This window comes from Pseudarthrobacter sp. fls2-241-R2A-168, from assembly GCF_030209335.1.
GTDB lineage: Bacteria > Actinomycetota > Actinomycetes > Actinomycetales > Micrococcaceae > Arthrobacter.
In genome coordinates this window covers 1-25914 of record NZ_JARVSG010000003.1, presented here as the reverse complement: position 1 = coordinate 25914, position 25914 = coordinate 1, and the positions used below count along the sequence as shown (strand labels likewise).

At 58.8% G+C, this 25914-nt stretch carries 18 protein-coding genes; 10 read left to right on the top strand and 8 right to left on the bottom strand.

The annotated features are described in order from the left end of the window. Positions 1–157 precede the first annotated feature (157 nt). On the top strand, positions 158–1099 hold the full coding sequence (locus QRN11_RS00785; protein ID WP_285249472.1) for an SDR family oxidoreductase: 942 nt from the start codon (positions 158–160) through the stop codon (positions 1097–1099). 316 nt (positions 1100–1415) lie between these two features. On the opposite strand, the gene QRN11_RS00780 is transcribed toward QRN11_RS00785, so the two are convergent. The 4 genes from QRN11_RS00780 to QRN11_RS00765 form a co-directional block, all read right to left on the bottom strand. After that, positions 1416–2705, bottom strand: coding sequence for an ISL3 family transposase (locus QRN11_RS00780; protein ID WP_285249471.1), 1290 nt, complete (start codon positions 2703–2705; stop codon positions 1416–1418). 305 nt (positions 2706–3010) lie between these two features. After that, the gene (locus QRN11_RS00775) at positions 3011–4420 is read right to left on the bottom strand and encodes an MFS transporter (protein WP_285249470.1); all 1410 of its coding nucleotides are present in this window, start codon (positions 4418–4420) and stop codon (positions 3011–3013) included. Between the two features lie 542 nt (positions 4421–4962). Then, the gene (locus tag QRN11_RS00770) at positions 4963–6150 is read right to left on the bottom strand and encodes an oxidoreductase (RefSeq protein WP_285249469.1); all 1188 of its coding nucleotides are present in this window, start codon (positions 6148–6150) and stop codon (positions 4963–4965) included. Positions 6151–6453: 303 nt separating this feature from the next. Next, positions 6454–8898 (bottom strand): LuxR C-terminal-related transcriptional regulator, encoded by a 2445-nt coding sequence (locus tag QRN11_RS00765; RefSeq protein ID WP_285249468.1) that lies wholly within the window; start codon positions 8896–8898, stop codon positions 6454–6456. Between the two features lie 539 nt (positions 8899–9437). Between QRN11_RS00765 and QRN11_RS00760 the strand changes: the two genes are divergently transcribed. The 9 genes from QRN11_RS00760 to QRN11_RS00720 all read left to right on the top strand — a co-directional run bounded on the left by QRN11_RS00760 (position 9438) and on the right by QRN11_RS00720 (position 18767). Further along, a complete protein-coding gene (locus tag QRN11_RS00760) occupies positions 9438–10916 on the top strand; it encodes an aldehyde dehydrogenase (protein WP_285249467.1) in 1479 nt (492 codons plus the stop codon). A gap of 65 nt (positions 10917–10981) precedes the next feature. After that, positions 10982–11356 (top strand): nuclear transport factor 2 family protein, encoded by a 375-nt coding sequence (locus QRN11_RS00755; protein WP_285249466.1) that lies wholly within the window; start codon positions 10982–10984, stop codon positions 11354–11356. Between the two features lie 93 nt (positions 11357–11449). Beyond that, a complete protein-coding gene (locus QRN11_RS00750; RefSeq protein WP_285249465.1) occupies positions 11450–12460 on the top strand; it encodes a fumarylacetoacetate hydrolase family protein in 1011 nt (336 codons plus the stop codon). Positions 12461–12537: 77 nt separating this feature from the next. After that, positions 12538–13746 carry a VOC family protein gene (locus QRN11_RS00745; RefSeq protein ID WP_285249464.1) on the top strand — a complete coding sequence of 403 codons (1209 nt, stop codon included), beginning with the start codon at positions 12538–12540 and terminating at the stop codon, positions 13744–13746. Between the two features lie 65 nt (positions 13747–13811). Then, positions 13812–14081 (top strand): hypothetical protein, encoded by a 270-nt coding sequence (locus QRN11_RS00740; RefSeq protein ID WP_285249463.1) that lies wholly within the window; start codon positions 13812–13814, stop codon positions 14079–14081. Between the two features lie 187 nt (positions 14082–14268). Then, entirely contained in the window at positions 14269–15207 is a 939-nt protein-coding gene (locus tag QRN11_RS00735) for an NAD(P)H-binding protein (protein ID WP_285249462.1), read from the top strand. A 96-nt stretch (positions 15208–15303) separates the two neighbouring features. Then, on the top strand, positions 15304–16662 hold the full coding sequence (locus QRN11_RS00730; protein ID WP_285249461.1) for a hypothetical protein: 1359 nt from the start codon (positions 15304–15306) through the stop codon (positions 16660–16662). A gap of 73 nt (positions 16663–16735) precedes the next feature. Further along, on the top strand, positions 16736–17656 hold the full coding sequence (purU, locus tag QRN11_RS00725) for a formyltetrahydrofolate deformylase (protein ID WP_285249460.1): 921 nt from the start codon (positions 16736–16738) through the stop codon (positions 17654–17656). A gap of 280 nt (positions 17657–17936) precedes the next feature. Next, positions 17937–18767, top strand: coding sequence for a winged helix-turn-helix transcriptional regulator (locus QRN11_RS00720; RefSeq protein ID WP_285249459.1), 831 nt, complete (start codon positions 17937–17939; stop codon positions 18765–18767). A 1499-nt stretch (positions 18768–20266) separates the two neighbouring features. Here QRN11_RS00720 and QRN11_RS00715 read toward each other — a convergent pair. The 4 genes from QRN11_RS00715 to QRN11_RS00700 all read right to left on the bottom strand — a co-directional run bounded on the left by QRN11_RS00715 (position 20267) and on the right by QRN11_RS00700 (position 25532). Beyond that, the gene (locus QRN11_RS00715; RefSeq protein WP_285249458.1) at positions 20267–20833 is read right to left on the bottom strand and encodes a recombinase family protein; all 567 of its coding nucleotides are present in this window, start codon (positions 20831–20833) and stop codon (positions 20267–20269) included. Positions 20834–21274: 441 nt separating this feature from the next. Further along, positions 21275–23062 (bottom strand): SAVED domain-containing protein, encoded by a 1788-nt coding sequence (locus QRN11_RS00710; protein ID WP_285249457.1) that lies wholly within the window; start codon positions 23060–23062, stop codon positions 21275–21277. Continuing rightward, positions 23059–24528 carry a ThiF family adenylyltransferase gene (locus QRN11_RS00705; protein WP_285249456.1) on the bottom strand — a complete coding sequence of 490 codons (1470 nt, stop codon included), beginning with the start codon at positions 24526–24528 and terminating at the stop codon, positions 23059–23061. Before QRN11_RS00705 ends, QRN11_RS00710 begins: the two co-directional genes overlap by 4 nt. Continuing rightward, a complete protein-coding gene (locus QRN11_RS00700; protein WP_285249455.1) occupies positions 24525–25532 on the bottom strand; it encodes a nucleotidyltransferase domain-containing protein in 1008 nt (335 codons plus the stop codon). The genes QRN11_RS00705 and QRN11_RS00700 overlap by 4 nt, the downstream gene beginning before the upstream one ends. Positions 25533–25914: the final 382 nt, after the last annotated feature.

Below are 25914 nucleotides of genomic sequence, written 5' to 3'. Positions count from 1 at the left end.
GGGCATATCGACCCCGAGACCTGGCCGAACCGCTGGCCTCTCTGTCCGACACGTATACGGAGAAGACATCTGGGACCGTTCGGCTGACACCGAGTTCATTTGCAAGACCTTTCCCGCCAAAGAGGCCGGGAACAAAACACAAAAAGGAGGCCTTGAATTGGGCCGTATCATCATTAGTGGGGCATCAGGGGATCTTGGCCGCAGAGTTACAGAAATCCTTGTCGCAGCCGACCCGGACATCGAACTAACACTTGTGTCGCGCACACCAGAAAAGCTCCACAAACACAAAACACCCGGCATCCGCGTGGTGCGCGGCGACTACCAGGAGCCCGACTCTCTCAACGCTGCATACGCCGGCGGGGAAGTCCTCTTCCTCATCAGCGGACTCAATCTCGGCCGCCGGGTAGCCGAAACGCGAAACGCAATTGCCGCAGCCAAACATGCTGGCATCCGCCACATCGTGTACACATCGGTTGGGGGCATACATCCCAACAACCCCGCGCTCTCCGCCAAGGATCACTACCAGAGTGAACTGGACCTCAGGGCTTCCGGCTTAGGCTACACATTCCTCCGTAACGCGCTCTACTCCGAGATCATCAGTAACATCCTGGTTGCTCCTGCCGTAGCCAGCGGTGTTATCTCACAGGCAACAGCCGAAGGGCGCTTGGCGCCGGCGGCTAAAGCCGACGTCGCCCGCAGCGCTGCCGCGGTCCTGCTTGAGCCCGCGAAGCATCTTGGTGCTGTCTACGAAATCACCGGACCTGAACTGTTGACCTTTGCAGAAATCGCGGACATCAGCGCAGAGGTCCATGGCACGCCCATCAAGTACGTACCAATATCGGCTGATCAGCGTCTCGCCTTTTTTGACTCCATTGGTATCCCAAGGACGTACGACCCAAGCATGCCGCCAAGCGCCGATGGGCACATGTGGGCAAGCGATGAGTTGGTCACCGCCGAAGTCGCAATAGCCGAGGGCTACCAGACAGTCCTCTCAGGCCATGTGAAGCTGATAACAGGGCGCAATCCCGAATACCTCCGGTCCGTGATGGAAAGCGTCAAGTCCGTTCCCTATGACCAGATCCCAGCAGAGGTTTTATAAGCCCATCAATAATAGAATCGGACGGAATGACGGCTTCGCTCCAAGCAATTAGGGGCGAAGCCGTCTCCACGCTCGTGACCAAGCTGGGTACGTAGAGTCTCGGGGGAGTTCGCTCAATTCTGAATTGTCCTGAGAAGTCGCGATACGGGGAGCCGATCCAACACTTAAGATATTTCCGCCTGTTGCCCCCCGGACACGAAACCATTGACCTCAGATCGTCCCGTTGCCAGTCGCAATAACAATGAACTTGAGCGCGGAAGGCATCGACATTCCGGCTCTTCGCGGTTCGTGGTGAATGTTCTGCCGTGAAGGATGTTCATACCGTTGTTCTGGCGGCACTGCGCAACAGGATACGCGTTTTGTAGTTGCGTATGTTGGTGAATCCCCGGCCGGTCTTCTTTATGTGCTTGATCGCGGTGTTGTTGGCTTCCACTTTCGCGGTTGTCGCACCGGTGACAATGAGCACTTCGATCTCTTTCCACCACCGGCAGACCGTCCGCCAGAGCCGGTTGGTTTCGGGCTGCGCGGCTTGAACCACCAGTGCCTGAAGCTGGCCTTTCGCGGCGGCCGCGTCGGCGAGGGGCCCGGTGGTCAGCAGGGCCCGGAGCTGTTCCTTGACCAGCCAGGCGGCCTGCAACTTCCCGGTGGCGTGGTCGGTATCGAACACGTTGCTGAGCCTTTCCCGTGCCCGGTCCGAGAGTGTATCCCCGGCGCGCAGGAGCAGTCGCCGGTTGGTCCAGACCGGGTCGATGGAGCGTCCGCGCCGGCCATGAACCTGCTGGGTGAGGCGCTGCCGGACTTTGGTGAGCATGTCGTTGCCGAGCTTGACCAGGTGAAATGCGTCGACTGGGACAGCGGTGCGTGGCAGCCAAATCCGCAAGGCTTTGCGGAATGCGGCGGATGGGTCGATGGCAACGACCTGCACGCCCAGGCGCCACTGAAGCGGACGGGCGAAGAGCCAGTCGCCGACGCCCGCATTGTCGCGGCCGTCAACGATCCCCGGGACTTGTCGGGTGTCCAGATCGACGCTGGTGGTCATCCACGGTTCGTAGCGTTTCCAGGCGTTGGTGGCCGGGTCGCGGAAGAACCGCACGGACCGGTAGCGGTGTTCATCGATGCCGAGCATCCGCGGTGTAAGGGCGTCGACATCGGGCAGCGTCAGCGCCGCGGTGTCCAGGGCCCGCTGCACGAGCCACCATGAGACTCCGGAAGAAGCGGCGGCCTCGGCGGCTGCCCTGCCGGATCCGATGACGGCGGCCACCAGGGCCTCACGGAGCCGATGGGTGGACCGTGCCCGGCGGGGGACCTGGGTTGTTTCCTTGGTGAATGTCTGGCGCGGGCACAGGTACTCATCGCAGAAGAATCTCCGCTTGGCCCAGACCACTTCGACCGGCCCGGCGACGGGGATGTCACGCAGGCGTTGTGGCCGGGGGGAATGGACGCGGCTGCTGATGACGCCGCAGGACGGGCATCCGGCCTGGGCGGTGGCTACGACACGGATCCGCGGCTGCCCGAAAGCGAGGATTTCAGTATCGGTGACGCGGTAGCCGGGCAGGTTGAAAATCGCGGTGGCAGCATCGGGGCGCGGGGAAGTAGGCTCGCTCAAGGCTCGTAGCTCCTGACTTGATGAATGCGTAGAGAACGTCCATCACAGTAGGGCTACGAGCCCTTCAGCTTTCAAGACACGGAACCTGTTTCACATCAAACACGAAGAGCCCAGATTCCGGCTGAGCTGAGAATTAACACCGCGCAATCTGGCCCACACTACCCTGCCGGATTACGGCCCAGCTTTTCCCAGGCTTATCAGGCCCGAAGTTGTTATTGAAGAACGTGGCCTGAACGACCAGTTGGTCGCTTCTGCAATGTGGTGGAACCGAACTTCCCCGCGGCTGCCCTTAGTGTGCTAATGCCTCAGAACTTTTCGCCGCGGGGTGCTGCCACCAAGAAGGAGACGATGCAGGCTGCGGCTGTAATGCCAACGGAGACCCACAATGCGGGAGCATAGCCGAGGGTAGCCGCCTGAGCGGCGAATGGTTGTACAAGCATGACGCCGAGACCGGCACCAGTGCCGAAACTGGCACCGGTAAGGCCGGGCAGCGCCGCAGGGGCCTCCTTGGGGGACAACACGACAGAGAGTCCGTTAAGACTTGTAAAGAGAAAGCCTGTGTAGGAAATGCCAAGGGCGGCAACAGCGAAAATAGCCACATAGAGATTGTCGGAGAAAGCCGCTGCGATAATGCCGAAGACCAGGCTGAAGACTGCTCCGAGCCGCAGGGTTAGGAGCCACCCGCGGCGGTCGGCGATCCAACCGGCCAGGGGGGCCGTGAAAACGCCTAGCAGAGCTGGTGGGGCCAGGAACAGCAGGGCCGCAAGGGAGGGATTTAGTCCGAAGCCATGTTGGAGGTCTTGGCTAAGAACCACCACGGTGAAATTAAGCATGGCGAACATGCCGGCGAGGGCGAGCAGGCTGGTGGCGACAACAGGCCAGAACTGCCGGGAACGCAGGTAGCTCACGGCGATAAGGGGGTGCCTGCGCCTCTTTTCAACAGCCCAGAAGACCCCGAAAGTGACCACTGTTCCGACAAGAAGTGCCAGTGAGACCGCAGATGTCCAGCCTGCGGAAGAACCCACAGAAACGAAATTTGTAAGGAGTATCAGGAACACGGAGAGCGTGCCGGCCCCCCACCAATCCATCCTGCCGCTCACGCCCAGGGGCCGACCCTGAGGGACAACCTTTAGGATGCACACGGCGGCGATCGCTGCCACCACCAGCACCACGACGAAAATTGATTTATAGCCATAGGCTTCGGTCAGGAGTCCACCCGCGAAACCGTCCAGACCGCCGACTCCACCGCTGATCGCTGCCACAATACCCAGCGATACCCCAAAGACTCTGGTGTTCAGGTTTTCGTTGAGGACGATGTAGGCCAGGGTGAACATGGCGCCGCCTGCTCCCTGCAGGATTCTTCCCGTAACAAGCAGGGGCAATGTCGGAGCCACTATGCACAGAATGGTGCCGGCAACAACGGTGCCGAGGGCTGCAAGCATGGCGGCACGGCGACCGATGAAGTCGCTCCAACGTCCGAAGACGGGCACAGCAATTGCGGCGGAGAGAAAGAACATCGATTGAAGGGGTGCCGCACCGGCCGGCCCCTCACCGAAGGCGGCGGCCATCTGGGGAAGTGCCGGCGTGACCATGCTGGCGGTCAGCTGAAAGGTCACCGTGGCCACGATCAGGGTAAAAATCAACCTTGTCGCACGCCAGCCGTCGATCTTGTGTTGTTCAGAACTTGTGCTGGGATCTGTGGTCGAGATGTTCACATAAAACTCCTTGGTGATGCCGGGGATCCGGCGTGCGGCAGCAGGCCGCTGAATATTGCGATGTCCGGACCTACCTCAAAAGAATCGGCTCCGCGGTTTTGGGCAGGCTCCCCCGAGAGCATGCCCGGGTTCAAGTCCGGAAGGTTTTCCCGCTCCACCGACTGACTTGGTCGCTCAAGACTGGTGATCAGGGATGACAGCACGATCTGCGTTGCGATGAAGTCGCCATAGCCTGAAGGCCGGCCGGCAGAGAACCGGTAGTCCTTGAAACGGTGCTTGTGTCAGCCAAGCCCCTGCTATCTATATCTGCCCTGGACTCGGGCGTACGGCGCCACCCTGGAAGGCCGGTCTTATGGAAGGCATTGGGGGCGGTTCAGTGAAGGCAGCCCTTAAGGAGACCGACTACCAGGCGGTGCCGGTATTCGCATGGCTTGGCAGCCCGGTCAATGCCGATGAAGCGCGTGCAACGGGCCTTAGAGGTTACCCATGACGAATTGAAGGTTGCCGCGGCTTAGGATGCTCGCCGTCGGAAGTGCTCTGCCTCAGACGGTCTTTCTCGACTGGTCCACGAGCTGGCCTTCGTGCACGTAGGATTCATATGCTTCGCTGAGATCGACATATTTGCGAAAATTCCGGAGATCAGACAACTGGTTGTTACGAACTCGAGCAACGAAGTCAGTATTCGCTATTTGCGCCCGGCCTACACCGATAAAGTCGAAATCACCTGCTGCGAGGCCGCGGCGGACCCGGGCCAGGTCCTGCTCGACCTGAAGCTCGGGTTCCTGATCATCGAAAATGTCCTGCGCGAGATCCGTACTTAGGCCGACACTGCCGATAGCGATGACCGGGACGGCAGTCATGGTCTTCACCCATGAAGCCAGGCTGCGCTCTGGGTCTAATTCAGGCCATGCCGGTGCATCAAACCGGCGTGTGGATACGTGGAACAGGTTTACTCCTGCTCGCTCAAGGCGCTGGATGAATGGGCGGAGGTCATCTGGATGATCAGCGATCTTGGCACCATAATCCACTTCCTTCCACTGTGAGAATCGGAATGAAATTATGAAGTCCGGCCCTGTTGCCTCACGAATGGCAGCTACAATTTCCTCAGGAAAGCGTGCGCGCTCTTCTAATGTCAAACCGCCGTATTCATCATCGCGCTTATTCGTTTCATGCCAAAGAAAGAGGTCCAATAGGTATCCGTGGGCGCCATGTACCTCGACGCCGTGCGCTCCGACCTCTTGGGCGATAATGGCGCTCTGCACATATGCTGCCTTTGTGTCTTCGAGATCCTGGCTGGTCATTGCTAAGCCGTTAGTGCGGCCCTCCTGGACTAAGCCAGAGGGGCTTAGTGAGGGATGATCCGGAAAAGGATTCGGGACTCCATCGATCACTAGCCGCAAAGCGCCGGGATGCCACAGTTGCATGAGAAATACCGCGCCCGTTGCCGTTACGGCCTTCGCAACGCGACGCCAGCCCTCAACGGTTTCCTGACCGATGATGCCAAACACTGGCTGCCAGTAGGCGGCAGGATGGTCGGGGGCAGCCCCTTCGGCGATTATCAGGCCTGCGCCATCTTCGGCGCACTTCCGCAGGGTCTCCGCCATGCCAGGTGTTGGTGCATAATCACGCGTTTTCCGTTGCATTGCCGGCAGTACAAAACGATTACGAATCGTTTTCCCATTTACCAGAATCGGTGAGAATAGGGGATCCGGATTAAACTTTTCTGACATTTGTGGCACCTCGCCGTTGAGTGTGGTTGGAATTCCTCACACTTTACTCAGGGCTTCATTGGTCCACAATTAGGCACATTTTTGTTCCTATGCGATGCAAGACTGTCCCTCTGCTCACATAGCGGAGGTTATGTCCTTCACATGCACGTCGGCGGGCAGATCGTCCCATGGCTGCATGTCTGGCACGCCGGTTCTCAGAACAGCAAATGCAAACACTCCCTTGTAACGGAGATCTTCGCGGACGGCACCGAGCCAGCGCGGATCGAACCCCCAGGCAGGCGGGCTCCGTTTGCTGGTGCTGCCCTAATTTTGGCTGTTCGATGAACCATTCTTTCGGGGTGTCAGTCCCGCGCCGGCCGGACCAGACATCAGCGATGCAATTTGAGTGCGTGAGTTGAAGCCAAGTTTCGCCAAAATTCGCTCAATGTGCCCTCCAACCGTTCGGGGTGAGACCACGAGTTGGGCTGCGATCTCCTTATTACTGAGCCCTTGGGAAACCAGACCGGCGATTTGAGCTTCTCGTTGGGTGAGCGCGCTATCTCCAGGCTTCCCATAACCGCCTGGGGTCTCAGCGGTGCGGTTACTGCGCCTTGCACTTACTTTCGTGGGGGGCTGTGGGGTACCTGCAGAGGTGTACCCTGTGCGGGCTGCGCCCAGTGCAAGCTCGATGGCTTGCTCCTGAGAGGGTTCAGGGCGGGCGGTGAGGACTTTGAATTCCGTTTCTCCGAGCTCGCGGCGCACCCGGGTCGCCATCTGCTCGAAGTCCTTCTCCAGAGGGCCGAACGCCGAGATCGTGGTTCCTATCCCGCTCCAGACGGCGCGGGCTGCGTGGTACAGAACGGCTGCGGATTCGTAGTGTCCGCCCGACGCAGCTGTCCAGGACATTTGTTCAATTGTCAGAGCGATGCAAAGGCCGTCGGGGAAGTCTCGTTGTATTTCAAGTGCTGCGATCTGTGATTGCCTCGCCGCATCCAGTTCCCCCAGGTGCCACTGGCAGAGCCCCATGACCGCATCAGCGTAGGCACGGGCCCATCGTTCTCCGTAACTATCGCTGACCTTCAAGACCTCCCGGCAGGTGGCCAAGGCCTCTCCTGTGCGACCGGCGTACATTTGCGTCCAAGCCAGCAGAAATAGGGCGTAGAGGGCCGATGCGGTATCACCAACTTGGCGGTGAACAGCAACAGCTGCGCCAAAAAGCCCCATTGCGCGCTCCAAGTGATCGTCGAATACCTCGCAAAGGGCCTCCCAATGATCTGCATGGGCCGCCAGCGCCCTGTCGTTGAGGCTCTCTGCGATCAGCCGGCATTCGGCAACATGCTCCCGCGCTTGTTCCCTGTCACCCTGCACAAGGCAGATCCAGGCTCCAACCCACAGTGCGCCTCCTCGTTCAGGGCTCGGTTCGGTTGCTAACTTAAGTAGGCGGTCCAGCCATCGTCTGCCCTCGGCAAGGTTCCCACCAGCCGTCCAGTGGTACCTGAGCAGGGCAGCGAGGTGCAGCCCTGCGCGTTCCTCCCCCTGGGTCGAGGCCGACCACTCCAGCGCAGACAGAAGGTTCGGATGGTCCCGCCGCGCCGCCATCAGTCGCTCGGCCTGGTGCGGGCCGCACCAATTCTTTACTGTGTCAGCCGCCCGGGTCAGGTAGTGGTCACGCTGGCGGCGCCGCATCTCCGTTGTCTCCCCGATTGATTCGAGAAGCTCGGCGCCATACTCGCGAAAGGTCATGAGTTGGCGGTACCGAACCCGGACGCTGCCTCCTGTTTGAGTGCCGTAAACGTTCTCGGCGACGACGAGCGACTTGGCGACGAGATGGTCAATGAGATCGAGTACGCTGTCGCGTGTCAGCTGGCCAAATCCGCAAACCTCTTCGGCAGCCTCTACTTCAAAGCCGCCCGGGAAAACTGAGAGGCGTGCCCACAGCAGCCGCTCATCTGAACTGCAGAGTTCATGGCTCCAGTCGATCAGTGCCCTGAGGGTCTGCTGCCTTGGTAGTGCCGCGCGACTGCCGCCAGTCAGAATATCGAAACGCTTGTCAAGCCGCTCGATGAGTTGAACAACTGACACAGAACGCAGCCGGCTCGCCGCAAGTTCGATCGCCAAAGGGATCCCGTCAAGTCTCTGGCATAGTTGCGCCACAGCCAGGCGATTAGCCTCAGTAACTTCAAAGGTAGGATCCACGCTACGAGCGCGGTCTATGAGCAGGCGGACCGAGTCGAAGGACTCGATTGTCACACCTTCCGAGGCTTGGACGGGCGCGGCAAGAGGAGGCACGTTGTAGACCTGCTCCCCGAAGATGCCCAAAGGCTCCCGGCTAGTTGCCACAATCCTCAATCTCGCAGCTCGATCAAGGAGTCGGGCGGCAAGGACGGAGACTGCATCGAGAAGATGTTCGCAGTTGTCGAGAACGAGAAGGAGATGCCGGTCCTGGACATAGTCTGCGATCCTCTGCAGGGATGACCGGTTGGACTGGTCCGGCAGCCGCAGGGCGGCAGCTATGTGAGAACCGACCATGGCGCCGTCCTCTACCTCAGCGAGCTCCACGATGCAGACACCGTCGCTGAATGTCTTGCGGACCCGAGAGACCAGCTCCAGCGCCAGACGCGTCTTACCGACGCCACCAGGGCCCACCAGAGTCAGAAGCCGGGAGCGTGACATCAGCTCACGGGCTTCAGTTAGCTCGCGGCGCCGTCCGATGAAGCTCGTCAGGTGATGGCCCTCGTGTGAACGGCCGACAACTGCGTCGGTACTCATGTTCCTCCTGTGATGCACAAAACAATACAGGTATCAGATGGGGTCATTTGACCCGTTTCTGCTGCGCCGAAAAAGACCAGACTGGAAGCCGTTGCAAGGATGCAACACAGGCCTCGATGGGAAGAATGATGAAACACACCGGCACCCTTAAGCGCCAATGCTCAAGCCGAGTACTTTTCCCAGTGGCGGGATGCTACACGGCGCGGGCACATTGCGGGGAAGATGCTGTCCCCTCTCCCCAGGTAACCGCTGGTTGATGTTATGCAGCAAACGTCTGTCCCTAGGGAGCAGGTTCCGATGCTGCGGAGTTGCTGAACCTCTAATTTTCGATCGAACGTAGATGTCTTCCACGTCGGGGCGTTTGTTCGAGGTGTTCATCACCCGCGAGCCGGTGATGCTTCCCCGCGTTATATCCGGCGACAGCAGCGCAGACAACAGGACCGGCCGGATCCGGTACAACGACCCAAGGCGCTGTTAGTGCCGCCATCAAATTCCTCGGAATGCTTTGTCCCCAAATTTTCCACGAGCTAGGAGAACCCATGTCAGTCACTGTTGAGCGACCCAATGAACTCGATCGAATGCGCTTCTTCATCAATGGAGAGTGGGCCGAACCCAGCGCTGTCCGCATCCAGCAACAGGTGGAGGCAGCCACGGGCGAGGTCATCGGCCTGGCAGCGTTAGGTTCCGAGGCCGATATTGATGCGGCTGTGAAGGCTGCGCGGGGCGCCCTCGACAATGGTCCTTGGGGCAGAACCACGGCCGGCGAACGGGCCGCAGTGCTTCGCAAATTTGCAGAGGCGCTCGATCGCCGTGCCGCTGATACGTCACAGCTCGTCAGCAGAGAAAATGGCATGCCCATCGGGTTGTCGCAGATGCTCAACGGCGGTGCCCCCTCCGCCCTTCTGAGAATCTATGCCGATGTCATAGAAGCCCTTCCGTTGGAAGAGGTGCGTCCAAGTCAGGCAGGTTCAACAATCGTCCGTCGTGAACCAGTGGGCGTGGTGGGTGCAATAGCACCGTGGAACTTCCCGCAGGTGTTGGCGATGTTTAAGATTGCCCCGGCCCTGGCCGCCGGCTGCACGGTAGTGCTCAAACCATCCCCGGAAACCGCGTTGGACTCTTATGTCTTTGGTGAGGCAGCCCGTGAGGCAGGACTGCCCGACGGGGTGCTCAACATTGTCCTCGGCGATCGTGATGCCGGCGCTGCACTCGTTTCACACCCACTCGTTGACAAGATCGCATTCACCGGATCAACCGAAGCGGGCAGGATCATTGGCGCAGAATGCGGCCGCCTTATCCGCCGTTGCACATTGGAACTCGGTGGAAAATCGGCAGCCGTATTCCTCGAAGACGGCAATATCGAGACATTCCTGTCCGGGCTGGACAATGCCTCATTCCTGAACAACAGCCAGACGTGCACCACCCAATCCCGCATCCTGATAGCGCGTTCCCGGTATGAGGAGGTTGTGGATGCCGTTGCCAGTTTCGCTGACTCGTACAAGCTCGGGAACCCTCTTGATCCATCCGTGACAATGGGCCCGATGGCCACCCAGGGGCACCTCGAACGAGTTTTGGGCCACATCGATTCAGCGAAAAGTTCCAATGCCCGGCTCGTTGCTGGGGGCGGGCGCCCGGCCGGGTTGGACCGGGGTTGGTTTGTCCAGCCCACCGTGTTTGCCGACGTTGAGAACAATGATCGTCTCGCCCGGGAGGAAGTCTTTGGGCCGGTCATGGCGCTCATCCCGTTCGATGATGACGAGGATGCCGTGCGGATGGCCAATGACAGCAATTATGGCCTCGGCGGGTCGGTGTGGAGCGCGGACGAAGATCGGGCGTTGTCGGTGGCTCGAAGGGTACGTACCGGGACGATCGGCCTGAATTACTACACCCTTGACCTCGGCGCACCCTTCGGTGGATTCAAAGACTCCGGCATTGGCCGTGAGCTTGGCCCGGAAGGGATTAACGCGTACCTCGAATACAAGTCGATCTATGGCTCGTCCAAGTACTTGTCTGCCTGAACAGACGTCCATCAGCGACCTGTTGTGCGCTGCTGCACACGGTCCACCAAGGGAGTTCGAATTTTATGACAAATCCGACCACAGTTGTCGACGCCTACTTTGCGGGAGTGAAGGCCGGCGACGCCAGCGCCGTTGCGGCACTGTTTGCACCTGATGCCCAGCTGATCAACGCCAAAGGAACCCTCCGGGGCGCAGACGCAATACAGCGGATGTACGAAAACGGGCTGGCTCCAGGGGCGATGACGCCTAGCCCATGGCCGCCGGTCGTCAACGGCGACCACGTCGCGGTTGAAATAGACCTGGATGTGAACGGGGTTCCTCTCAAACTCGGTGATTTTTTCACCATACGGGACGGCAAGATCCAGACTTTGACCATTTACAGCCTGACCCCCACTGACGCCGGCCTTTTCGACAAGGTGGGTGTGGACCCGGCCCAGTAGCCGGAGGCGGACACACGATTTCACTGGAAAATCAGCAGGTCCAGCTGCCGATACCTTCCGGAGCAGTTTCAGCAATATTGATGAGGAGAACACATGAAGGTCGCAATTTTTGGTCCTGAACGCAGGGTTGGCATTATCCGGAACGAATCCGTGGTCGATGTCAATGCCACCTATGCGAAGTATCTTGCAGAGACAACCGGGGCGGCGCGGGCGCAGGCACAAGCTGACCTTGTGGTCCCGCATGAGCTAAGCGCCTTCATCTCGGAGGGAACACGGGCCCTTGAGGAAGCACAAACCGCTGTGGAGTATCTATGGTCCGCAGCAGAGGATGACCGCGGCCTGCTGGGCGAGCAGCTCTGCTTCAAGTTAGGCGAGGTGGAACTTCACCCCCCGGTCGCCAAGGAGGCCCGTATTTTCTGCGCCCTGGCAAACTTTCACGACCACATGGAAGCGGCGAGCAAGAACAGTTCGGCCGGAAATACTAGTGAAGTGCTGGAGCGTCTGGTTAAGGGCGGGCCGAAGTACTTCCTCAAGGATCACCGGGCGGTTTCCGCTGACGGACAAGAAGTACGCTACCCGGAGCGGACAAAGCGCCTGGATTACGAGGCCGAAATTGCCATCATCATCGGTAAGCGCGGGCGGGACATCCGCAGTGATGAGGCCCTCCCGTACATCTGGGGTTACACCCTGCACAATGACTGGTCGGTTCGAGACAACGTCTCTTTCGGTCCCGACTTCATGCACTCAAAGAATTTTGATACCTCCGCGACGATCGGTCCCTGGATTGTGGTGGGGGAAGAGATCGACCCCCAAGACATCCCCATCGAGTGCCGTGTCAACGGTGAGATCAGGCAAAGCGGCAACACGAAGTCGATGGTGCATGATTTCGCTGCGTTTATCCAGCATTTGTCCGCGGACACCACGCTGTATCCCGGTGACCTTGTCAGCAGCGGCACGCCGAAGGGGACAGCCATAGATTCCAGTCAACAGCAGCCGGACGGGTCCCATCCGGAAACACTGTTCGTGAAGCCAGGCGATGTTGTCGAAGTGTCCTCAAGCCTCGTCGGGACTCTCCGGAACCGGGTCGTCAAGGCTGCCAGCTAAATCTTTAGTCCACGCAAAGTGCCGGCACGCTCAGGCCAGCCGACGACGTGACCCCTACAGATGAAGGAAGACAAGAAATGACTCAGAAGAAACAACATTCGGTCGGCGGCGTCCTTTACGACCGGCCATTCAAAATCCGCCGTCTCAACCACTTCGGCATCAGCGTCGAGGACACCGGCGCGTCGCTCGCGTATTACACCGAGCTCCTGGGGTTTTATCAGGCGGATGCCCTCGACCTTCAGAAGTACGACCCCGGAGTGTGGCTGGACGGCCTGTCTGACACGCACATCTACTTCCTGCGCCACAACAGCGATCACCACACGTTCGTCCTGATGCCGCGTCCATGGGTTGAGCACATGGACTCTCCGGCACGTGGCGATCTCACCATCAACCAGATCACCTGGCAGGTAGGGAGCCTCCGCGAAGTTGTCGAGGCCCGCCTATGGCTCGAGTCGTTGGGCAACAAAATTGAACGGTACGGCCGGGACCCGGGTTCCAACTGGCACACGTACTTTCCCGATCCCACCGGGCATACCAATGAACTGGAATACGGGATTGAACAGGTCGGCTGGGACGGTCGCAGCAAACCCGAAGTTCTGTGGCCCTGGGCCAACGAGCACCCCTCACTGCCCACCAGCTCGGAAGCAACCGAGCTGGCCGCCGCTGAATCTGACGGAGTCGACCTGACTTCCGGCTACCGCTGGATGGACGAACTGCCCAAGACCTTCGACGTCGGCGGCGTCCTGCTTTCCCGTCCGTTCAAACCCGTTCGCATCGGCCCAGTCAGCATCTTCGTTGAAGACGTGGCCGCTGCCGAGCAGTTCTACACCGAGCGGCTGGGTCTGGTCAAAAGTGAGGAGACCATCGTTGAGGGTCACCGGGCCGTGTTCCTGCGGGCCAACACAGAACACCACAGCCTGGGTATATTTCCGCTGGAGCTCCGCAAGGTGCTGGGGGTCAGCGAACATAGCACCTTGCTGGCCTTCGGCATCCAGCTAGGTTCCTACGAACAGCTCAAAGCAGCGCGAACTTTCCTCGAAGAGCGCGGAGTAAAACTCATTGATCTGCCACCGGAAGTCCACCCGGGCGTCGACTACGTGATCCATGCAGTCGATCCGGACGGGCACGTCATGCAGCTGTACTACTACATGGAGCAGATTGGATGGGACGGCCAGCCCAAGCCAGCGGCCCAGCGGCGGGCCGTGGACCCCGACAATTGGCCCGAGGCACTCGAACCGTTATCCGACACATACGGGGGAGAGACGTTCTGGGGACCCCTCGGATAGATCTTCAAGGCGTCCTTGCGCTGCTGCGCCGGCCAGGCGCAGTTGAAAAACCGCGGCAGGAAGGTGTGATTTTGGAAGAGTATCCAGACTGGAAGCAGCTCATCGGAGCACACGTCGAAGTCCGCCGCCAGCAACAACTTGTTAGGCGTGGCGTCGTTGATGATGCCATGCCAGACTCCTCAATCGTGTGGCTCGCGGCCGACGCAATTAATTCGCGAACAATGTACGCGGCGGCCGAAGATTACTCCGTGTGGGTCGAACCGCAACAGCTGAGCGGCGAAGCCAGTTATCGCATGACTGTATTCCAGCTCTACCCGCAGACGCCTTACCGGTAACCCTCCACTGGCTCTCCAGGGGTCAGGAGACTGAGCCTTGTGAGCACAGTCTCCTGACCACGCCCGGATAGCAGCCCAAACCTGCTGGACAGGTATTCCCGAACCGCTGTTAACAGCAACGGGGAATCTGGAAATTTCGGAAAACTCCCACCTCGGCGGGTCGCCAAGGTGCTTTGAAAGGAACGGCATGAGCCGGATAGTAATTAGCGGAGCCTCAGGAGATCTGGGCCGCCGCGTCACGAAGCTTTTATTGAAGAACACAGCACACAAAGACCTCACTCTGGTCACCCGCACGCCTGGAAAGCTGGCCGATCGGGCAGCGCAGGGCATTCGTGTCCTGCAGGGGGAATATCAGGACCGCGAATCACTTGACGCAGCCTATCTCGGCGCTGAGACGCTGTTTCTCATTAGCGGGCTCAACCTCGGACGCAGAATCGCAGAGCACCGCAACGCCATCGCCGCCGCACAGCGGGCCGGTATCCGCCACATCGTCTACACCTCGGTGAGCGGTGTCCAACCCAATAATCCGGCGATGTCGGCCAAGGACCACTACCAAACTGAACTTGACCTGCGTGCATCGGGCCTGAACTTCACTTTTCTCCGCAACGCGCTGTACTCGGAAATTGTCAGCAGCATCCAAATCGCACCGGCAGCTGCATCCGGCCAGCTGGAGATGGCCACAGGTTTGGGCAGCCTCGCTCCCGCAGCAAAGGCAGATGTGGCAAGGGCAGCAGCCGCCGTAATTCAGGATCCCCAGAAACATGAAGGAGCTGTCTATGAAATTACGGGGCCCGAGCTGCTGAACTACGAAGACATTGCCCGTATCGGAGCCGAAATCTACGACACCCCGATCGTATATACGCCGGTCACTCCGGAAGAGCGACAGGGGTTTTTCGACTCCATTGGGATGCCGAGAACCTACGATCCGAACATGCCCCTGAATCCAGACGGCCACCTGTGGGCCAGCGACGAACTCGTGACAGCAGACATGGCAGTTGCCCAGGGATATCAGGCCGTCCTGTCCCAACACGTGAAGCAGATCACAGGACAGGAGCCTGAGACCCTGCGGTCAGTCATGGAGCGCGTGAAGTCAACGCGGTACGACCTCATCGAAGAAACGGTCTGAGACGATTTCCCGCTAGTACCCGAACAACCTGGGCGGGCCGACAACCACAGGCTACGTGCAAAGCCGGCCGCCCAAACTACAGAAAGAAGTTTCATCATGGGAGACACCAACGGAACGCAAGGCGTCACCGTCAACGACGTGCCGGCATACCCGGACGTTCCAACCTATCTGAATGTCCTCGGCAGTCTTCATATCTGGGAAGGGGATGGGTGGAAGGCTGAATCGCTGTCGTGGAAAAAGGGTGCCTACATTGCTTCCAACCTCAGCGGCTTACCCGAAATCACCTTCAGTGGCCCCAACGCCCAGGAGTTCCTTTCACGACTCAGCATCAACAACGTGTACAAGTGGCCGGTCGGCACCTCAAAGCACCTTGTCATGCTCGACGAGAACGGATGCATCGCTAATCACGCCCTGACGGTCCGGGACAGCGAGGAGTCCTTCCGCCAATTCGCTTCGATGCCCTGGCCCATGTTCAAGGCTCCTGATCTGGGCATCGACGTCAATATCAGCCTCCGGAACATCTTCCTGTTCCAAGTCGCGGGCCCCACATCGCTCCACGTTCTCGAACGGCTTCTGGGCGACCAGGTACGGAGCCTGAACTTTTTGGACGTCAAGAAGGTGAGCATCCCTGGCGTAGATGAAGCGGTGGAAATCGAACTGTCTCGGATCGGGATGTCCGGCACCCTGGCCTATGAATTGCGGGGCCCCCTCGAGCACGGCCCGGCAATCTTCGACGCCGTCTACCAGGCGGGTAAGGATTTCGGGCTCAAGCGCCTTGGCTGGCGGACCTATGTCGTCAACCACACCGAAGGCGGGTTCCCGCAGCAAGGGTGCACCTTTTTACCTGCCGCCTACGCGGACCCCAAATTTATCGCCCACCCCGTATTCGGTGCCGGAACACCAGTTTCCAACACGCCTGGAGGTCTGCCAGGCAGCCTCAGTCCTTTGGATATGAGGGCCCGGCTGAGGACACCCTTTGAAGTCAACTGGGGCTGGATGGCCAAGTTCGATCACGACTTCATCGGCCGTGAAGCCTTGGAAGCAGAATCCGCGAATCCCCGGCGCAAAACCGTGGTGCTCAAGTGGAACAAAGAAGATATCCTCGATGTTTTCGCGTCCCAATTTGAGGTCGGGGAAGAGTACAAACACTTCGAATTTCCAACAACACCCCAGTCTCCCGCCGGGGGGCACGCTGACCTCGTCACCAAGGACGGTCAGCCCGTGGGAGTCTCATCGCTCGCCGTCTATTCGTACTACTACCGTGAAATGATCTCGCACACCACCCTGGACCTGGACCAGGCACACATCGGCAATGAAGTCGTCGTGCACTGGGGCGATCACGGATCCCGGATCAAACCCATCCGTGCAACGGTCGAACGCTTCCCATACCTGGACCTGCCGACCAACAAGGACTATGACATCGACGCGATTCCGGCCAGCGTCCCTGTCCCATGAGCAGGACAAAGAACCCCGGATTCAAGACCAGACCCTAGCAGTTACCCGCTGCTCAGAAGGTAAGAGCAAAACAATGACAACCTTGCCCATCAGCCATCGGCCCGGCACCCTATCAACATCCAACGCCGCATTGCTGAAGAAACAAACGATCGCACGTCTCCTCATACAGTGTCCCGATCGCCCTGGAATCGTAAGCGCCGTCAGCAGTATCTTGTCGGACTTCGGGGCGAACATCGTCTCACTGGACCAGCATTCCACCGACCCGACCGGCGGGGCATTCTTCCAACGCACCGAGTTTCACTTGGAGCATTTCAGCGCCAAGCGGGCTGAGCTGGAAGAGCAGATACGAGCAAAAATAGAGACTCCGTACGGCGCGCAGTGGCAGTTGACCAGCGCTGCACAACGAAAACGCGTCGCGATTTTCGTGTCCAAAACCGACCATTGCCTCCTTGATCTGCTGTGGCGGCAACGACGCGGCGAACTGCACATTGACATAGCAATGGTGATCTCAAACCATTCAGACCTTGCCGAGGACGTGCGCTACTTCGGGATCCCATTTGTGCACGTACCGGCGGACTCAAAGGATAAGAGTGCCATGGAGAGGACACAGTTGGAGTTGCTGCGCGGAAATGTCGACCTCATAGTGCTCGCCCGGTACATGCAGATTATCTCCGACGATTTTCTACAAGAAGTCGGAGTCCCGCTCATCAACATTCACCATTCCTTCCTTCCTGCCTTCATCGGGGCCGGGCCCTATCAGAAGGCAAAAGACCGTGGGGTGAAAATGATTGGTGCAACTGCGCACTACGTCACGGCTGATCTCGATGAGGGACCCATCATCGAGCAGGACGCTATCCGTGTTGACCACACGGATTCGGCTCAGGAGCTGATGAGGAAGGGCGCTGACGTCGAACGGCGAGTGCTCACCAGGGCCGTCGCATGGCACTGCGACGACCGCATACTCCGGCATGGTAACCACACAGTGGTCTTCTGATCCCGGGAGCCTCCGTGCGGACACAACGAACAAATCCGCGCCAGTCAGATGACTGAGTCCATGGGGAGTGTGCCGGCAAATCTATTTTCCGGCACACTCCCGGGACTGAAGTTAACTGGAACTACAAGCCATGCTGCCGTTGGGGCGCGGGACGAAATGGGAAGCCAACGCTTCCTGCCTGCCACTGCTCACGTAGCCCCTGGAGGGGTAGGGAGTGTTCCGGAGACCGGCGTGCGGCAGCCGTCCTCGCCGGGAGCGACCCCCTTGCTAAGAGGCGACAATGATCTATGAACACGTTGAATTTCACGTTGGCCATGAAACCTCCGGCCATGTAGATGCCTCCTTCACCGCGACCAGGCACGTGCTGCTGACATCTGCTAAATGCCAAACGGCAGAGCTTTTCCAAAGCGTAAATAACCCCCAGAGCTATCTAATCCGTCTAGGCTGGGAAAAGGCAGAGGACCAGCCTGGAACGTTTCCAAGCTACGTCCCAGCGACGGTGTTAGCCCAGATGATGTCTACCGACACGTCACCACCGCAGCAGTTAGTTCTGGAAGCGCAACAGCAAGAGGCCGAAAAATTTGGAAGAGACGGCGTCCATATAAGACCGGCAGGAAATGCCGAAGAAACGTGCGGCGCCCCCGCTCTGTCGCGAGTTCGAGAGGTCCTGATCTCTCTGGGGGAGGGCCATTTAGATCCAACAGAAGCCGAGAACTTCGGCTATTTCTGCCGACAACTTGCCCGTTACGATTCTACTCGCAGGAATCCCATTGTGAGCGTAGTGGACCATGTAGGCAATTACTGGCGCAACTGGCTTTTGATGATAACTCGCACAGGTCCGTACCGTCCTTCTACACTGCGAAAATTGCTTGCGGCTCTAGATCCGTCCCATCCCATCTCACAACGTATGCTGACACTCAACCTCAGAATGCTAGAGCGAGACGGCCTTATCGCCCGGGATGTTATCGACGACGAGCGTAGGCACGTGGAGTACTCATTGACCGTCCTTGGCCGCGGTTTATCTGACGAACTCCTGTCGCTTATCGATTGGATAGACCAACACGCCGGGGAAATTGCAGCTGCCAACGCAGCATTCAGGGAATCACCGTAAAGCTGAGTCGTTTGATGAAACCCAGAGATGTTCAACGCTCACCGCCAATCTCAGGATGATCGCAACTGCATTCGGCCAGGACAACGAACCGCCTCTGAGCGGCGACGACAAGTCCGATTGGGTTGATGACCAGGAGTTCTCGCAGGTACTTCTACTCCCGTTGTTTGGACGCCGATAACAGCGATTCTGTAAAGCTGGTGGCAGCCTGTTTCTCAGCACCGACCCGCAGCAGCTCAAAGAGCTGTGGCTGGCCGTGCAGTGCCCCTCCCGGAGGCCTTCCGCTGAAGATCCGGTCCACATCTCGGCCCTCGAGCTGGCAACGACGAAGGATCACGGTTCCACTAGAGGGAACTGATTATGAATGGGCCATACACGCACACCGCGCCAGATTGCCGTACTCCGTTAGTGGCGTTCGGGGCAAGAAAGGCAATTCTTGGCATCTGCTGCAAGATGTAGCTGCGGACGTGTCGAAACATCATCAAATAGCTGACGACCAGAAGGATTCGCTGACTCTGGATCCTAAACTTACATACCCATGCAGGTCGGGCTTATAGCGGATAGCACTATGTTGCCGCTGGCGTTGATGTCCGTGCTGTCGAAAGGAACGAATATAGTGACGCGCAATTCGCACAAGCCGGTGATGGTATTCCCGTCGCCTACGGTACGGGGCAGGCAACTTCCGGAGTGGGTAGAACCAATCATGGCTCTCAGGCGCCAAAAACGCGACGAGGAAGCCCTTGAACTCCTCGTGGAGTGTATGGACGCTGCGGAAGTGGACGCGCATCGCATTTTTCCTGCTCCCTGGTACACGTGGCAAGCGGCGGTCATTTATCGACAACAGGGGCAGTATGGGGCAGAGGTGGAGGTTCTTGAACGATGGGTCGATGCGTTGCCGGCGTCTTACGATCCTTCCATGTGGGGAGCTTCTGCCCGACGTATGTTTCCGCGGCTGGAAAGGGCCAGGGAGATAGCACAGCGGGAAGCCTCCAGCAGCCCAAAACTAAGCGCACATGATCTCGTTGACTACGAGCCGCAGAGGTAGATCCGCAGCCCCTCCGTGGAAGGGCAGGGATGACCTATTCGGAGGACCGCCAAACGGACTGGACGCTGGCGACCTCGAATCGATAAGTTCAATCACGCCTGAGCAGCGCGACCAGAGCCAGTTCCAGGCAAGACTCAATGCCTGAGCCCTCTTGGAGGCCTCTGCCGTCCTGATAGACCAGCTCTTCTAGGATCTCAACCGCCTGCTGAAGCCCCACCGGATCGACTGACAGGACATCGCCAGCACCTTTGTCCTGTCATGCCAGGACCTGTACGACCTGGACCTTCCAGCTGGCTGGCGGGCCTCCTGGATCCAAACATGCTCGAAGACACGGACAGCGAAATGCTCTACCTCCCTATTTCGGCCATCTCATCCCGTTGCCTGACACCGGATGTGTTCTTCCTCAGGCTGCGGCCGCGTCGGGTATGGCACAAGGACGGCCACGCAGGCGCGCGGTTCACTCCAGTTTGGCGTGGCGCAAATACTGGTAAACAGTCTCCCTGCTGATCCCGTAGTCACGGGCCAGGAGGGCTTTCGGAACCCCGGTGCCGGCGCGTTGGACCATTTCGGCGGCCCTTTCGGGTGTGAGGGTCTTTTTCCGTCCTTTGTAGGCGCCGCGCTGCTTGGCTAGGGTGATGCCTTCCCGCTGGCGTTCCCTGATCAGGGAGCGCTCGAATTCAGCGAAGGCACCCATGACCGAGAGCATGAGGTTGGCCATGGGGGAGTCCTCGCCGGTGAAGACCAAGTTCTCTTTGACGAACTCCACCCCCACGCCCCTGCGGGTTAGACCCTGAACCAGGGCACGCAGGTCGTCGAGGTTCCGGGCGAGCCGGTCCATGCTGTGCACGAGAACGGTGTCGCCGTCGCGGGCGAACCGCAGCAGTTCCGCGAGCTCTGGTCTGGCCGTGTCCCTGCCGGAGGCCTTGTCCGTAAAGACCCGGTCCAGAACCTGGCCCTCGAGCTGGCGTTTCTCGTTTTGGTCCAGCGTGCTCACGCGTACATACCCGATTCGCTGTCCGGTCATCTGAGCCTCCAACCCGCGTGCTGTCAGGTTGAGTTCTAGACCCATCGCAAAAGGAAGTCAAGACCACTGCGCCACATGCATGGTCGTCTGCCTCTTGGCGGCGAAGATCAAGTACCCGGTACTAGTGCGCTTCAACCCGCAGTAACTTGTACTGGTATCTGTACTAGAGCGCTGCCCGCATGCCGCTGTGAACGCGAAAGTGATCAAGTGGATGTGGGAATCGAACATGAAGCAGCATCGCAGCCCCGGTGGGGTCCCTTGCTGTGGCCCACGCGTCGGGGCGCAGCGGCAAGACAACTTAGAGGGGAACGGTCAGTTTGGCCCCTCGTGAAGCACAGCCCCGGACTCCCGGCTCGGGGAGCACATCTACAAACCGACACCGTTCGAAGCTTGAGGACGCTTGAAGCCGATGAGTAGTGCCTAAAGGCTGATCGTCGCGGTTCAGGAAGCGGGCTGCTTTTTCGTATCCTCCATTTCGAGCATTACGTCCGCGATGGGCCCGTCCGCGCTTCCTGGCTCGAGCACCAGCGTTGGAATGTAGCTTGGAGTGTCTATATTTTCCCATTCGTAAACTACGGTCCGGACCGTGTTGAGGTGGCGACCGATCAGCACCGCCATCGTGTAAGGGCCATGAAATGCAAGGTGGACCTCAGCGCGGCCGCTCTCAGCCGCGAGCTGCTTGATGTGCTGCGCTATGGACTCGGCGAGGCGTCCAGCTTCGCGTGGGTCGATCTCTGTGGTGGTAGACGTAAGGACGATCGCCCTCATGAAGTCCGCTGCCGACTCACTGACAAGTCGCTCGAAGGCGGTCCGGTCTCCAGCAGGGGTCAATGTAACAAAAATTGCTAGTTTGTCACCGCCCTTTCCGAGAGCTTGGGCTACTTCTTCAATACTGATGGCGTTCTTCATTGGGTCATCGCTGTGAATCTCAGACGACCAGGTTGCACTCCGTGTATCTATCGCCTCGACCGTTCCGAACTTCGTCGCCGGTAAGCCCGCACCCAGCGCCAGTGCAATAGAAAGGTGAGCGCCGCCGAGGATCTGCACGCGTGGTGCACGTGCGGCATAGATGGCATCGCTGATGAGGGGGAGTGTCTTACGAAGGTGATGGAGTCCTTCGGCTCCGGGCAAGCGTCCTGTGTCTGCGGGCGTCAAGCGGATGTGTAGGTCCTCATCGTCTGCGTCGAGAGCAAAAGGCATCGGCCGGGTCTGCGTTCGTATAGTGAAGGCTCGTTTTTCGGCTCGTATGGAGGCGGTGCGCTGTTCAACACGGTGCATGAGCAAGTCGCGCACTATCTCCAGTTCGCCTGCTGCATCGAGCATATTGCTTTGCTTCTTGTCCCCCAGCGTGTGGTGCGGGGTCAGGCGGAGGAGTCTGTCGGGAGCATCGTAATCGCATTTGGAGGTGCTTCCGGGCCGGCCGACCCTGTTGGCGATACTGAGGCTGAAGTTAGGGTTCTCGTCGAGCTGGAGCAGGCGTGGAAGTTCCCGCTCCCGGACGATCTCGCTGTACGCGATGTCAGGTGTCACGACGAGTACGGCTGCAGAGAGCCCCTGAGTCAGTGCCTGCTCGAGTCGGTCCGTGGTTGTACCAGCCCGGAGATCGCGGTAGTCGCGCCAGACAACGAGGCCGGCTGCCCTGAGTAAGTGTTCGAGGCGTTTGGCTTGTTCAGTTCCGTCAGTTTGACGATAGGAGATGAAGACTGGCCCATCACCGTGTACCGCGTTGGCAGGCAAAGGGCCGAGCGGCTGGAATCGGGATTCTGGCAGTACGACCGGCACGTCGTCGCTGGTGACGCGGCGAAATAGTTGCCGCTGGGATACGACTCCGTGGAACGGTGCGGTCTGCGATGTGCTGTGGACGATCAGTGCGATGGGTCCTTCGCTTGTCCTGGCAATTGCTCGAATGGACCATAGGTCGGTGGAGCTCGGGCCCTTCGGGGCTGGGTGGCTGTGCCACTCGCCTATGTAGCCCGTCGGATCGTCATCGGCCCGCTGGGCAAGGAATTTTTGGAGCAATTGATTGGCGAGGAGGTCATCGCGTACATATTGGCTGGATGTAGCGCGGGGGCTGTGGACGGTTAAGGCGTTAGTTACTACTACGGTGTTGGACTCGAGATAGCCAAGCAGGATGCCACCTGCTTCCTTGGGGAGGTTTTTCGCGGTTTCGGCTGCGATGACCTCGTGAGCTTGCTGTTGTAGCGCGATTTGCGTGGCTCGGCGTGTCATAGGTGGTGCCTTTCTTGTGCCGTTGTGAGGCTTCGTGACTCTCCAGCGGAATGCAGAGGCTGCCCGGTGAGCAGGCCGATGCTGTGACGGACGGCAGCTGAGGCGGCTTCCATGACAGCGTGCGGCGGGGTAGGGGAGATCGGGCTGCCGCAGCCGGCTTCAAAGAGGTCCGGCAATCTCTGGCTGCCCTCCCGCAATGTCGGTAACGGCGGCAGGGGAGGGACCCCCTCAAACGTAGGCAGGACGTCGACCCGGTAGGCACTTCCGTCGTCTTGAAGTACCACCGAGATTATATTTGCGCCCAGAGACTTGGCGGCAACATGCAGCAAGGCTGTGGTGCTGAAATCGGCGGATGCGTTTACAACCAGGTTATGTTCCTGGACGAGCCGGGCGACCTGCCCCCCTGTAGTTAGGTTCTTTGGAAGCACGTCTATGTCTTCTAGGCTGTGTTCGTATCTGTCGACTATGTATGCCCGGACGGCATCAACCTTGGGCAACCCAATTGATTCACGTCCTACGAGGTGCCGGACAATGTTCCCAGGGAGGACTATGTCCCCGTCCACTAAAGTCAGACGATGGATTCCGGCGCGGGCCAGCATGTCAGCAATGAATGATCCGAGGGCGCCGAGCCCTACGATGGCTACTTTCTTTTCGCAGAGTAAGGGTTTCTGAAGACCAGCCCTCGCACTTCTCGCCGTTGCTGTATTGGCGGCCGAGGCTAACCGCTTGGCCTCGATGCCGTCCACTGTTGGTGTGACCTTAAGCGCGATGATGCCGTCGTGACTGCCACGCAGGTATTTCAACAGAACAACATGGACTTCGCGCCGGCGGATTCTGGAATCGAGGTTTATCTCCGGCAGGATCCTGGCCGAGATGTCAGCCCAGGACCGAGGAGGCACGGCAACCTCGCCCAAATCAGCGACGTAACCGCCGTACTCCTTTGTTGAATTCCTGGCCTTTCGGACTGCAGTGCCTCTGCTTGTCCGCATAGTGTTGTTCTTGTCCTGGCGAAATCTAATGAAGGTATTAGCTACCGACGCTTGTTCATCGTAAAGGTAGAGCCTCTCGTCCGTTGAACGATGAAAATACCGGTCAAGGTCAAGGTCAGGGCGGTCGTCCGGCCAACCTGCAGCGGCCTGTTCAAGCCACTCTGACACGTGGTCCAGGAATACGGGAGCTTCCACCCACCAGAGCCCCTCGTGGTCGTCCTCTGCGACCAGGCAGAGGGATCCGTCGAGTTCGCGGTGCCAGGACCAAGGTACGGAGTTTTCCCTAGTCGGCCGGACTTTCGGTGGCCGGAACGGGAAACGCTCCGGTAGGAATACTGTGACCTCTACCTGCTTGTCCGGCTCACCGACCTGTCCCCTCCATCCGGTTTCCGCCTCGACGAAGCCGGCCCGAAGGAGGCCTTCTTCAAAGTGCTGCTGGGTGTAGGCGACGTAGTCGGTGTAGGCGTCCAGGTTCACCCAAATGTCCGCGTTCCGGCGGGGACTGTGCGGGCACCGGCCGAAATGATCGTCGAACGTTTAGTGCCATCTTCATTGAACCCAGGTGGCATGGGAAACACCGTTTCGTTGTCGCCGTTTTTGCCGAGCAGCTTGCGGAATTCCGTTGCTGCTTTGCCTTCGTCTTCGTCTTCGAGAGCAGCACGGGCAGTGCTGGCCGCATCAGTGAAACGCGTCGCTGCCTTGTTGAGTTCTTCTTCCGTTGCGCGGATACGGATACTTTGACCAGGCACCGTCGGATCGGTTATCGGGATTCCGAGCAGAACGAAGTTGTTGACGATTTTGGCGACCTCTTCGAGCGCAGAAACGTAGTACTCAGCGTGGTCGTTGCCCCAAACAGAACCTGACTTGAAAGCCTGGTAGGTGGCCAACTCTATGAAGAATCCTCCAGGCTTCGCTCCGCCCAGCAACGCACGGCGGGTTTGGCGAAGGAGCTTGACGGTAGGCACGTAGAACTCGCTATGGCGAGTGTTCATTTCAGTGGAAAGAGTTGTCAGAGATTCGGGATTGGTCTGGATCCACTTGTTCTCAGTTCCCTTTTGCGGGATCTCCCACGTTTTACCATCCCAGTGGGGGCGCGCTGGAACAGCGTCCACGTACAGGTCGTAGTCTGGAAATGATATCTGCAGACTCCGGTCTTGCCGCTTTGTTCGGCGGTGCCCTTCTTCGTCGGTGCTGAATTCTTTGTGGAGGACGGTGAAAAACCGATCAAGGATGTCCTTCGATGTGACATCGCTCGGAAGTTCGGGCAGCCGGACAAACACGTCAACGTCTTTGACGCGCTTAATGGACACGTTGCGTTTGTACGATCCGATAAGCACGGGGTCCACGCCGTACTCCACAAGCTTCGGATCTGCCTCGAGAGCACGGCGAACGAGCTGGTGGGCTTCCGGAGCGTTCGCCTTATCCTTGCCTGGCTCGATAGAGCTCAGGGCGTCTTTGAACTGCTGTTTGAGATGAGCCACAGCGACCCTCCAGTCTCGTCGTTGGCAAAATCATTCAGCCCCATTAGCAGGACCGTATTCGGAGTTGATACTACATGTAGTTGGTCAAGCGATCGAGAAACACAACATATTGTATTACACGTATGTGATTCGGTGATAATTATTGTTGCAAATCTTTCTCAATAGCAGTCTAAGGAATGCTCAAGATTGGCTCAGGGCGTGCTGCCCTGATTCCGTTCCGCCGGGGTTGAGGGCCACTGAACGCATGGTGGATTACTGCGGTTGGCGCAGTCCTGAAGCACCGTCCGAGGTGCTGCAGGAAGCCGTCGGGGGAGCCCCTCTCAGCTCCTACTGGCACCCCTGCGTATCCAATGTGTGCGTATTGTCGATGAATGGCCCGCTG

Coding starts and splice junctions, on each gene's coding strand:
- QRN11_RS00745 (WP_285249464.1), top strand. CDS start 12,538: ATGACTCAGAAGAAACAACATTCGGTCGGCGGCGTCCTTTACGACCGG.
- QRN11_RS00715 (WP_285249458.1), bottom strand. CDS start 20,833: ATGACCGGACAGCGAATCGGGTATGTACGCGTGAGCACGCTGGACCAA.
- QRN11_RS00750 (WP_285249465.1), top strand. CDS start 11,450: ATGAAGGTCGCAATTTTTGGTCCTGAACGCAGGGTTGGCATTATCCGG.
- QRN11_RS00730 (WP_285249461.1), top strand. CDS start 15,304: ATGGGAGACACCAACGGAACGCAAGGCGTCACCGTCAACGACGTGCCG.
- QRN11_RS00735 (WP_285249462.1), top strand. CDS start 14,269: ATGAGCCGGATAGTAATTAGCGGAGCCTCAGGAGATCTGGGCCGCCGC.
- QRN11_RS00720 (WP_285249459.1), top strand. CDS start 17,937: ATGATCTATGAACACGTTGAATTTCACGTTGGCCATGAAACCTCCGGC.
- QRN11_RS00770 (WP_285249469.1), bottom strand. CDS start 6,150: ATGTCAGAAAAGTTTAATCCGGATCCCCTATTCTCACCGATTCTGGTA.
- purU (WP_285249460.1), top strand. CDS start 16,736: ATGACAACCTTGCCCATCAGCCATCGGCCCGGCACCCTATCAACATCC.
- QRN11_RS00710 (WP_285249457.1), bottom strand. CDS start 23,062: ATGACACGCCGAGCCACGCAAATCGCGCTACAACAGCAAGCTCACGAG.
- QRN11_RS00755 (WP_285249466.1), top strand. CDS start 10,982: ATGACAAATCCGACCACAGTTGTCGACGCCTACTTTGCGGGAGTGAAG.
- QRN11_RS00760 (WP_285249467.1), top strand. CDS start 9,438: ATGTCAGTCACTGTTGAGCGACCCAATGAACTCGATCGAATGCGCTTC.
- QRN11_RS00765 (WP_285249468.1), bottom strand. CDS start 8,898: ATGAGTACCGACGCAGTTGTCGGCCGTTCACACGAGGGCCATCACCTG.